The following is a 12,667-nucleotide window of genomic DNA, read 5'->3' as shown; positions in this document are numbered from 1 at the left end:
GGCGACCTGGTAGCCTGGCGTGCCGACGGCACCTTGCAGTACCAGGGACGCAACGACCAGCAAGTAAAAATCCGTGGTTTCCGCATCGAACTCGGTGAAATCGAAACCCTGCTGGGCGAACACCCGCAGGTCAAGGACGTGGTGGTACTGGCGCGTGAAGACGAGCCAGGAAACAAACGTTTGGTGGCGTACTTCACGGAACGCGATGCGGTTGCAATCGAAGCACTGCGCGACCATCTGCAAGCACAGATGCCGGATTACATGGTGCCCGCCGCGTATGTACGCCTGGACAACCTGCCGCTGACCAACAACGGCAAAGTCGACCGCAAGGCGCTGCCGCTGCCGGATCAAGACGCGCTGCTCAGCCGTGGTTACGAAGCACCGCAAGGTGAAGTGGAAACCCTGCTGGCGCAGATTTGGGCCGACCTGCTCAAGGTTGAGCAAGTCGGGCGCCACGACAACTTCTTTGAACTGGGCGGCCACTCGCTGCTCTCCGTGAGTCTGATCGAGCGCATGCGTCAGGCCAGCCTCAGCGCCGACGTGCGCGTGTTGTTCAGCCAACCCACCCTGGCGGCCCTCGCGGCGGCGGTGGGCAGTGGCCGTGAAGTGAAGGTGCCGGCCAACCTGATTACGCCTGAGTGCCAGCGCATCACGCCCGAGCTGTTGCCGCTGATCAGCCTGGACCAGGCAGCCATCGAGCATATCGTTGCGCAAATACCCGGCGGCGTGGCCAACGTGCAGGATATTTACCCGTTGGCGCCGTTGCAGGAAGGCATCCTCTACCACCACATCACGGCGGAGCAGGGCGACCCGTATCTGCTGCAATCGCAGATGGCGTTCGACAGTCTTGAGCGTTTGCAACATTTTGTTCAGGCGTTGCAAGGCGTGGTCGACCGTCACGACATCCTGCGCACCGCCATCGTCTGGGAAGGGCTGAGCACCCCGGCGCAAGTGGTAGTGCGCAGCGCCAGGTTGCCGGTGGAGGAGGTCAGCCTTGACCCGGCTGACGGCGACATTTTGCGCCAACTGCACGCGCGTTTTGATGCGCGGCAGTACCGCCTGGATGTCAGCCAGGCACCGTTGATGCGCATGGCCTATGCCGTTGATGAGCGCAACGCGCGCACGGTGGCGGTGCTGTTGTTCCACCACATGGCGCTGGACCACACCGCACTGGAGGTGGTCAGTTGGGAAATGGCCGCCAGCCTGTTGGGTTCGACCGAACCGCTGGCGCCTGCGGTGCCTTACCGCAACTACGTGGCCCAGACACGCCTTGGGGCTGTCGAGCAGGAACACGAAGCGTTCTTTCGCGAGATGCTCGGCGACATCGATGAGCCGACGCTGCCGTTCGGCTTGCAGAATGTGCAGAGCGACGGCAACACCGTTGCGGAAGTCACGCACACCCTGCCGGCCGACGTGAGCCTGCGCCTGCGGGCGGCGGCGCGCACCCTCGGTGTCAGCGTGGCGAGCCTGTTCCACCTGGCCTATGCACGTGTGCTGGGTGCTGTGTCGGGCAAGCACAACGTGGTGTTCGGCACGGTATTGGTGGGGCGCATGCAGGGCGGCGAAGGGGCCGACCGCGCGCTGGGGATGTTCATCAATACCTTGCCGCTGCGCGTCGACCTCGATCAACACAGCGTGCGCGAGGGCGTGCGTGCTACCCACGCGCGCTTGTCGGCATTGCTCGGGCATGAGCATGCATCACTCTCGCTCGCGCAGCGTTGCAGTGGCGTGGTCGCGCCGTCGCCGCTGTTCAGCGCGATGCTCAATTATCGTCACAGCGCCAGTGACGGCGTGATGCACCAGACCCGTGATGCGTGGGTGGGCATCGAAACGCTGGCCAGCGAAGAACGCACCAACTACCCGCTGGCCCTGAACGTGGATGACCAAGGCGACAGCTTCCGCTTGAACGTACAGGCCGTCGCGGTGGATGCCCAGCGTGTGCTGAACTATGTGCAACAGGCCTTGCAAAACCTGGTGCACGCGCTGGAACACGCGCCGCACAGCGCGTTGCAGCAATTGGCGGTGCTACCGGCCGCAGAGCGCGAAACCTTGCTGGCGGGGTTCAACGACACCGCCCGCGATTATCCGCTGCAACAGACCCTGCACGGCCTGTTTGAGGCGCAGGTTTTACGCACGCCGGACGCCGTCGCGGTGTCGGCGGGCGCGCAACACCTGACTTATCGGCAGCTTAACGAACGCGCCAACCAGCTCGCCCATCACCTGCGCGAACACGGCGTACAGCCGGATTCACGCGTGGCGATCTGCGTCGAGCGCAGCCATCGGATGGTCACGGGCTTGCTGGCGATTCTCAAGGCGGGCGGCAGCTACGTGCCGCTGGACCCGGCCTATCCGCCGGAGCGCCTGGCCTACATGCTCGAAGACAGCGCCCCGGCGGTGGTGCTGTTGGAGGGTGCCACGCGTGATGTGCTCGGTGACATCGGCGTGCCGGTGGTGGACCTGGATCAGGTCACGTGGCAGCACCATCTTGCCAGTAACCCGAGGGTTGCCGAGTTGCGCCCGCAACACGCGGCCTACGTCATCTACACCTCCGGTTCCACCGGCAAGCCCAAGGGCGTGATCAACGAACACAGCGCGGTGGTCAACCGCCTGCTGTGGATGCAGGACGCGTACGGCCTGAATGCCAGCGATACAGTGCTGCAGAAAACCCCGTTCAGCTTCGACGTGTCGGTGTGGGAGTTCTTCTGGCCGCTGTTCACCGGCGCGCGCCTGGTCATGGCGCGCCCTGACGGCCACAAAGACCCGGCTTACCTGTGCGAGATCATCGAGGCCGAACGCGTCACCACGCTGCACTTTGTGCCGTCGATGCTCGACGTGTTCCTGGCCCACGGTGATGTCAGCCAGGCCGCCGGGCTGTTGCGCGTGATGTGCAGCGGCGAGGCGTTGCCGGGCAGTGTGGTACGCCGCTTCAAGCAGCAATTGCCGGCCAGCGGCCTGTTCAACCTTTATGGCCCCACCGAAGCCGCGGTCGACGTCAGCGCCTGGGATTGCAGCGGGCCGCTCACGCCGGACAACACGCCAATCGGCAAAGCCATCGCGAATACCCAACTGTACGTGCTGGATGAACACCTGCAACCGGTGCCGCTGGGCGTCAGCGGCGAGCTGTTTATCGGCGGCGTGCAGGTTGCCCGTGGCTACCTGAACCGTCCCCAGCTGACCGCCGAACGCTTCCTCGACGACCCGTTCAGCACTGGCCGCCTGTACCGCACCGGTGACGTGGCGCGCTTCCTGCCCGACGGCAACATTGAATACCTGGGCCGTAACGACGACCAAGTGAAGATCCGTGGCTTGCGCATCGAGCTGGGGGAAATCCAGGCGCGCCTCGGCGAATTCCCGCAGGTCAAGGAAGCCACGGTGCTCGCCCGCGAAGACGTGCCGGGCGACAAGCGTCTGGTGGCGTACTACACCGGCGAACCGGCCGAGACTGCGGCGCTGCGTGCGCACCTGCTGGCGCAATTGCCCGACTACATGGTGCCGCAGGTGTTCGTGCACCTGGCGGCGCTGCCGTTGAGCCCCAACGGCAAGCTCGACCGCAAGGCACTGCCGGCGCCGGACATGGCGGCGTTGAGCGGCCGTGAATATGAGGCGCCGGTGGGTGACACCGAAATCTCGCTGGCCACGCTGTGGGCCGAATTGTTGAACGTTGACCGGGTTGGCCGGCATGACCATTTCTTTGAACTGGGCGGCCACTCATTGCTGGCCGTCAGCCTGATCGGGCGGTTACGCCAGGAAGGCATCGATGCGAACGTCAAGGCGCTGTTCGAGCAACCCACGCTCTGGGAATACGCCGAAATTACAGAAAGAATGGAGATGGTCCTGTGAGTGTTCTCGAACTGTTGGCGACATTGAAAGAAAAAGACGTACAGCTTTCGGTCAAGGGTGATCAACTCGTTGTGCAGGGCAACAAGCAGGCGCTGAAGGAGCCCGCCGTGCTGGCGTCACTGCGTGAGCACAAAGCCGCATTGATCGCACTGATCAATGCCGGTGAGTACCACGCCGAACGCGCAGGCCAGGTCAGCATACCGCCTAACCTGATCCCCGCTGACTGCACGCACATCACCCCGGACATGCTGCCACTGGCGACGCTGGATCAACCGAGCATCGAGCGCATCGTCGCAAGCATCCCCGGCGGTGCCGCCAACGTGCAGGACATTTACCCGCTGGCGCCGCTGCAATCGGGCATCTTGTTCCATCACCTGTCCGCGCAGCAGGGTGACCCGTACGTGCTGCAGTGCATGATCGGCATGCACAACCGCGAGTGCCTGGAAGACTTCAACCAGGCCTTGCAACACGTGATCGATCGGCATGATGCGTTTCGCACTGCGGTGCTCTGGGACGGGCTGCCAGAACCCCAGCAAGTGGTGTTGCGCCACGCCCGCCTGGCGGTTGAAGAGGTGGCGCTGGACCCGGCCGATGGCGATATTCGCGAGCAATTGGAACAGCGTTTCGACACCCGGCATTACCGCCTCGACATCAGCCAGGCCCCGCTGATTCGCATTGCCTGCGCGCAAGACCCGGCCAACGGTCGCTGGCTGGCCTTGCTGATGCTTCATCACATTATTTCCGACCACGCCGCGTTGGCGGTGTTGCAGCACGAAATCCAGCAGTACCTGATGGGTCAGGCTGCGCAACTCGGCAAGCCGGTGCCGTATCGCAACTACGTGGCCCAGGCGCGCCTGGGTGTCAGCGAAGCGCAGCATGAAGCGTTTTTTCGCGAGATGCTCGGCGACGTCGACGTGCCGACACTGCCGTTGGGCCTGGCGGACGTGCAGGGCGATGGCAACGTGCTGCAAGAAGCCTCGTTGGCAGTGCCGGCAGCGCTGGGCGTGCGCCTGCGCGCTCAGGCCCGGCAGCAAGGTGTGAGCACCGCGAGCCTGTGTCACCTGGCGTGGGCGCAGGTGCTGGCGGCGGTGACCGGCAACCAGCGGGTGGTGTTCGGCACGGTGTTCCTCGGGCGGATGGACAGCGGCGAAGGCGCCGAGCATGCCCTCGGCATGCTGATCAACACGCTGCCGCTGCGCGTCGACATCGCCGAGCAAACTGCACAGGCCGCCGTCAAGGCAACCCATGCCCGGCTGACGGCCTTGCTTGGGCATGAACACGCGCCGCTGGTACTGGCACAACGTTGCAGCGCGGTCGCCGCGCCACAACCGCTATTCAGTGCGTTGCTCAACTATCGGCACAGCGCGGCGGCCGCGGCCACCGAGCAGGCACAGAGCGCCTGGCGCGGCATCGAGTTTTTCCACACCGAAGAGCGCACCAACTACCCGCTGACCCTGAGTGTCGATGAACTCAGCGACGGCTTTAGCTTCACCGTGCTGGCACTGCCGATGCTCGGCGCGCAACGTTTCTGTGCGTACATGCACGCCGCCCTTGAGCATCTGGTGCAAGCGCTGGAGCAGGGCGCGGCAGTACCTGTCAACCAACTGCCGGTGTTGCCTGCGGCTGAGCGTCAACAGGTGCTCGAAGGGTTTAACCAGACCCAGGCCGACTACTCGCGCGGGCTGACCATCCACCAGCGCATCGAGCAGCAAGTGCTGCGTAGCCCGCAGGCGCTCGCGGTGGTGTATGACGGGCAGGCGCTGTCGTATGCCGAACTCAACCAACACGCCAACCATTTGGCGTACCAACTGATCGAGCTCGGCGTGCAGCCGGATGACCGTGTGGCGATTTGCGCGCGGCGCAGCCTCGAAACGCTGGTTGGCCTGGTCGCCATTCTCAAGGCCGGCGCCGCCTATGTGCCGGTCGACCCGGCGCACCCGCTGGACCGTATCGGCTATCTGCTCGAAGACAGCGCCCCGGTTGCGGTGCTGGTTCAGCCCGATCTGGCCGAGCGTTTGCCGACCTTGCAGGTGCCGGTGCTGCCACTCGACAGCCGCCTGTTGCAACACGCAGCGCTGCACAACCCGCACATCACCGACCTGACCCCGGCGCACCTGGCGTATGTGATTTACACCTCAGGCTCCACCGGCCTGCCCAAGGGCGTGATGGTCGAGCACCAGACCCTGGAAAACCTGGTGAACTGGCATTGCGCAGCGTTTGCCCTGGAGCAGGGCAGCCACACCTCCAGCGTCGCCGGTTTCGGTTTCGACGCTATGGCTTGGGAAGTCTGGCCGGCACTGTGCGCGGGCGCAACGCTGCACTTGCCACCGGCTGCGCAAGGCAACGAAGACATTGATGCCTTACTCGCTTGGTGGCTGGCCCAGCCGCTGGACGTGAGCTTTTTGCCGACGCCGGTGGCCGAGTACGCCTTCAGCCAGAACCTGCAGCACCCGACCCTCAAGACCCTGCTGATCGGCGGCGATCGCCTGCGTCAATTCAGCCAGGCGCAGCGTTTTACCCTGGTCAACAACTACGGCCCGACCGAAGCCACGGTGGTCGCGACTTCCGGCGTGATCGAAGCCGGGCACACCTTGCACATCGGCAAACCGGTGGCCAACGCGCAGGCCTACCTGCTCGACGCGCAACTCAAACCGGTGCCGTTGGGCGTGGCCGGCGAGCTGTATGTCGGCGGCGCCGGCGTGGCGCGTGGTTACCTGAACCGCGCCGAAATGACTGCCGAACGCTTTCTTAACGACCCGTTCAGCAGCGCGCCGAACGCGCGCATGTACCGCACCGGTGACCTCGCGCGTTGGCTGCCGGACGGCAGCCTGGACTACCTGGGGCGTAACGACGACCAGGTGAAAATCCGTGGCGTGCGTATCGAGCTCGGCGAAATCGAGACCTGCCTGAGCGCACACCCCGAAGTCAAGGAAGCGGTGGTACTGGCCCGCGACGGGCGACTGATCGCCTACTTCACCGAGCGCACCGCGCTGAACATCGAGGCCCTGCGCAGCTATCTGCAGGCGCAACTGCCGGACTACATGGTGCCGGCCGCCTACGTGCGCCTGGGCAGCTTGCCGCTGACCGCCAACGGCAAGCTGGACCGCAAGGCGCTGCCGCAACCCGACCAGGAAGCACTGCTCAGCCGCGATTATGTGGCACCGCTGGGCGAGGTCGAAACCGCCTTGGCGCAGCTCTGGGCCGAGGTGCTCAAGGTTGAGCGCGTGGGGCGCCACGACCACTTTTTCGAATTGGGCGGGCATTCACTGTTGGCGGTGAGCCTGGTCAGCCGCATGCGCCAGGCGGGCTTGAACGCCGACGTGCGTGTGCTGTTCAGCCAACCGACGCTGGCGGCTTTGGCTGCGGCCGTTGGCCAAGGCCGCGAAGTCACGGTAGAACCGAACCGTATTCAACAAGGTTGCCAGCGCATTACCCCGTCGTTGCTGTCGTTGATCACACTGGACCAGGCGAGTATCGACCGGGTTGTCGACACGGTGCCGGGCGGTGCCGCCAACGTGCAGGAGATCTACCCGCTGGCACCGTTGCAGGAAGGCATTCTTTACCACCACCTCAGCGCCGAGCAGGGCGATCCGTACCTGTTGCAAGCGCGTTTCAGCTTTGCCGACGCGCAACGTTTGCAGATGTTTGTGCAGGCCTTGCAAGCCGTGATTGACCGGCATGACATCCTGCGCACGGCAATTGTGCTGGAAGGCCTCGAATCACCCGTGCAAGTGGTTTGGCGCAAGGCCGAGCTGGGCGTGCAAAGCGTGCCGCTGGACCCGGCTGATGGCGACGTGCTGGCGCAACTGGAGCAGCGTTTCGGGGCGCGTAACCACCGCCTGGCGCTGGCCAAGGCACCGCTGATGCACCTGGTGTATGCCGAGGACCCGGCCAACCAGCGTATCGCGGCGATCCTGTTGTTCCACCACATTGCCCTGGACCATACCGCGCTGGACGTGGTGAGCCAGGAAATGCAGGCCTATCTGTTGGACCCGAGCGCTGAACTGGCGGAGCCAGTGCCGTACCGCAATTACGTGGCGCAGGCGCGTTTGGGCGTCAGCGAGCAGGAGCACGAGGCGTTCTTCCGCGACGTATTGGGCGACATCGAAGAACCGACCTTGCCGTTCGGCCTGCAAGATGTGCAGGGCGACGCGCAGGCTATCGAAGAGGCGCGCCTGGCGATTGACCCGCAACTGAACCGGCGCCTGCGCAGCCAGTTGCGTCACTTGGGGGTGAGTGCCGCCAGCGTGTTTCACTTGGCGTGGGCGCAGGTCCTGGCCGGTGTGACTGGCAAGCAAAACGTGGTGTTCGGCACCGTGTTGATGGGCCGTATGCTTGGCGGTGAAGGCGCTGAGCGCGCGTTGGGCATGTTCATCAATACCTTGCCGTTGCGCATTGATGTGGACAGCCGCGATGCCCGTGCAGGTGTGCGCCAGACCCATGCGCGCCTCAGCGCATTGCTCGGCCATGAGCATGCGTCGCTGGCGCTGGCGCAACGTTGCAGCCAGGTGGCGGCGCCGTTGCCGCTGTTCAGTGCGTTGCTCAACTACCGTCATAGCCACGCCGGCAACCCCTCGACGCCGGCGCTGCAAGCCTGGCAAGGCATACAAGGGCTCGGCGGCGAAGAGCGCACCAACTACCCGCTGACCTTGAACGTTGACGAGTGGGGCGACGGTTTCAGCCTGACGGTGTTGACCCTTGCACAGGTCGGCGCACAACGCGTGTGCGGGTTTGTACAGCAGGCACTGGAACAGTTGGTGCAGGCGTTGGAGCAAGCGTGCAATACGCCGCTGCACTCACTGGCGATATTGCCTGCGGATGAGCGCGCGCAGGTCGTGGAGGGTTTTAACGCCACGGCTCGGGAGTTTCCGGCAGCGAAGACCGTGCACGCGATTTTCGAAGCAATCGCGAGCGCACAACCGGCGGCACTGGCCGTTGTGCAGGGCGAGCAACGCGTGGCCTACGCCGAGCTGAATACGCGGGCCAACCAGTTGGCGCATCACTTGATCGGTTTGGGCGTAGTGCCGGGCGACAGCGTGGCGATTTTGCTGGAGCGCTCTGTCGATTTGCTGGTTAGCCAACTGGCAATCAGCAAGTGCGCAGCGGTTTACGTGCCGTTGGACGTCAACGCGCCCGCCGACCGTCAAGGCTTTATGGTTCAGGACAGCGGGGCGCGCTGGTTACTTACGGCGACGTCGATTGACGCACCCGAGGGCGCCCATCGTCTGGACCTGGACACTCTGGACCTTGGCCACTCGCCTGATCACAACCCGGCAATCGAGCAATCAGCCGAAACAGCGGCGTACATCATGTACACCTCCGGCTCCACTGGCACGCCGAAAGGTGTATTGGTGCCGCACCGTGCAATCACGCGGCTGGTGATCAACAACGGCTACGCCGAGTTCAATGAACATGACCGCGTAGCCTTCGCTTCAAACCCGGCGTTCGACGCCAGCACCCTGGACGTATGGGCACCGCTGCTGAACGGCGGCGCGGTCATTGTCGTCGATCATGACGTGTTGCTGTCGCAACAGGCATTTGCCGATTTGCTCAGTGTTGAAGCAGTGAATGTGCTGTGGATGACGGCTGGCCTGTTTCATCAATACGCTGAGGGTTTGTTACCGATTTTCTCGGCACTGCGCTACTTGATTGTGGGCGGCGACGTGCTGGACCCAAGCGTGATCGCCCGGGTGCTCAAAGACGGCGCACCGCAACACTTGCTCAACGGCTACGGCCCGACCGAAGCCACTACGTTCTCGACTACCTATGAAATCACGCGGGCAGACGAGGGCAGCATTCCTATCGGGCGCCCGGTCGGCAACAGCCGCGCCTACGTGCTGGATGCGCGCCAGCAACCCGTGCCGGTGGGCGTCACCGGCGAGTTGTATATCGGCGGCCAAGGTGTAGCGTTGGGCTATTTGAACCGTGCAGACCTCACGGCAGAGAAATTCCTCGCCGACCCGTTCAGCGCCGCTGGCCTGATGTACCGCACCGGCGACCTGGTAGCCTGGCGTGCCGACGGCACCTTGCAGTACCAGGGACGCAACGACCAGCAAGTAAAAATCCGTGGTTTCCGCATCGAACTAGGTGAAATCGAAACCCTGCTGGGCGAACACCCGCAGGTCAGGGACGTGGTGGTGCTGGCGCGTGAAGACGAGCCAGGAAACAAACGTTTGGTAGCATATTTCACCGAGCGTGCCAACGTTGAAATCGAAGCACTGCGCGACCATCTGCAAGCGCAGTTGCCGGATTACATGGTGCCCGCCGCCTATGTGCGCCTGGACAACCTGCCGCTGACCAACAACGGCAAAGTCGACCGCAAGGTGCTGCCGCTGCCGGATCAAGACGCGCTACTCAGCCGAGGTTACGAAGCGCCACAAGGTGAAGTTGAAAACGTTCTGGCAGAAATATGGGCGGACGTACTCAAGATCGAGCGAATCGGTCGCCACGACAACTTCTTCGAACTCGGCGGCCATTCGCTGTTGGCGGTTAACCTGATCGAACGCATGCGCCAGGCCAGCCTCAGCGCCGACGTGCGTGTGCTGTTCCGCCAACCCACACTGGCGGCCCTCGCGGCGGCGGTGGGCAGTGGCCGCGAAGTGACGGTGCCGGCCAACCTGATTACGCCTGAGTGCCAGCGCATCACCCCCGAGCTGTTGCCGCTGGTCAGCCTGGACCAGGCGAGCATCGAGCATATCGTCGCGCAAGTACCCGGCGGTGCGGCGAATGTGCAGGATATTTACCCGTTGGCGCCGTTGCAGGAAGGCGTGCTCTACCACCACATCCGTGCCGAAAGCGGCGACCCGTACCTGCTGCAATCGAGCTATGGCTTTGACAACCTTGAGCGTTTCCAGGCGTTCGCCGAGGTGCTGCAGGCAGTAATCGACCGCCACGACATCTTGCGCACCAGCCTGGTCTGGGAAGGCCTGCAAAACCCGGTGCAAGTGGTCTGGCGCAAGGCCCGCCTGGCGGTCCAGGAAATGCTGCCCGACAGCTCGGGCGCGGACGTCGTGACGCAGTTACGCGAGCGCTTTGATGCGCGTCATTATCGCCTCGACCTGACCCAGGCGCCGCTGATGCGCATCCACTACGCCCACGACCAGGCCAACCAGCGTGTGGTTGCGTTGCTGATGTTCCATCACCTGGTCATGGACCACACCGCGCTGGACGTGGTGCAACAGGAAATGCGCCTGTTCCTGCTCGGGCAGGCGCAGCAACTGGGCCAGGCGGTGCCGTACCGCAATTACGTGGCGCAGGCGCGGTTGGGCAGCACGGACGCGGAGCATGAGCGGTTCTTTAGCGAGATGCTCGGCGATATCGACGAACCCACCTTGCCGTTCGGTATGCAGGACGTGCAGGGCGATGGGCATGGCGTAGGCGAAGCCACACATTTGTTGGAGGTCGGCTTGAGCCTGCGTCTGCGAGAGCAAGCGCGCCTGGCAGGCGTGAGTGCCGCCAGCCTGTTTCACCTGGCCTGGGCGCGGGTGCTGGGCAGCTTGTCGGCCCGCCAGCACGTGGTGTTCGGCACCGTGTTGCTGGGCCGCATGCAAGGCGGTGAAGGCGCCGACCGCGCGTTGGGGATGTTTATCAACACCTTGCCGCTGCGCGTGGATGTCGATGCCGCCAGCGTGCGTTCAGCGGTCAAGTCCACGCATGCGCGCCTCACGGCGTTGCTCGGGCACGAGCATGCTTCGCTGGCGTTGGCCCAGCGTTGCAGCGGCGTGCCGGCCAGCACGCCGTTGTTCAGCGCGTTGCTCAACTACCGGCACAGCGCCGTGGCGGACGCCGCCGCTGCAACGGACGAGGCGTGGCACGGCATGTACTTTTTGCATGCCGAGGAGCGCACCAACTACCCGATCACGCTGAGCGTGGATGACTTGGGTGAGCAATTTAATCTCAGTGCATTGGTGGTGTCGCCGATCGGTGCCCAACGGATGTGCGACTATCTGCTGACCACGGTGGAGCAGTTGGTGCAGGCACTTGAACAGGCGCCGAATACGCCGCTGGACCAATTGGCCGTGTTGCCGGCGGCAGAAAGCCAACAAGTGCTGGGCGAATTTAATGCGACGGCGCGTGTTTACCCCGATACGCAAGCGATTCATGCGCTATTCGAGGCGCGTGTCGCTGCCACGCCGGATGCACTGGCGGTTGTGCATGGCGAGCGGTCTGTGAGCTATGCGCAGTTGAACCTGCGCGCCAACCAACTGGCGCATCACCTGATCGGTTTGGGCGTAGTGCCGGGCGACAGCGTGGCGGTTTTGCTGGAGCGCTCTGTCGATTTGCTGGTGAGTCAGTTGGCAATCAGCAAGTGTGCAGCGGTGTATGTGCCGTTGGACGTTAACGCGCCCGCCGAGCGTCAGGGCTTCATGATTCAGGACAGCGGCGCGCATTGGTTACTCACGGCGACGTCGATTGAGGTGCCCGAGGGCGCCCATCGTCTGGACCTGGATACGCTGGACCTTAGCCAATCGCCTAATCACAACCCGGCAATCGAGCAATCAGCCGAGACAGCGGCGTACATCATGTACACCTCCGGCTCCACTGGCACGCCGAAAGGCGTATTGGTGCCGCACCGTGCAATCACGCGGCTGGTGATCAACAACGGCTACGCCGAGTTCAATGAACATGACCGCGTAGCCTTCGCTTCAAACCCGGCGTTTGACGCCAGCACGCTCGACGTGTGGGCACCGCTGCTGAATGGCGGCGCGGTCATCATCGTCGATCATGACGTGCTGCTGTCGCAACAGGCATTTGCCGATTTGCTCAGTGTTGAAGCAGTCAATGTGCTGTGGATGACGGCTGGCCTGTTTCATCAATACGCTGAGGG

Annotated in this window: 2 protein-coding genes; both read left to right on the top strand. The window is 63.7% G+C overall.

Annotated elements, in window-relative coordinates:
* On the top strand, window positions 1-3,840 hold a 3,840-nt coding region (locus tag AO240_RS22625; protein WP_143505447.1), incomplete at its 5' end, for a non-ribosomal peptide synthetase.
* The coding region (locus AO240_RS22620; protein ID WP_143505445.1) for a non-ribosomal peptide synthetase at window positions 3,837-12,667 on the top strand (8,831 nt) is incomplete at its 3' end. The genes AO240_RS22625 and AO240_RS22620, both read left to right, overlap by 4 nt.

This window comes from Pseudomonas sp. ICMP 460 (genome assembly GCF_002723595.1).
GTDB classification, from domain to species: Bacteria; Pseudomonadota; Gammaproteobacteria; order Pseudomonadales; family Pseudomonadaceae; genus Aquipseudomonas; species Aquipseudomonas kitaguniensis.
The sequence above is the reverse complement of the archived record's forward strand: the minus strand, read 5'-3'. Positions and strand labels throughout refer to the sequence as shown.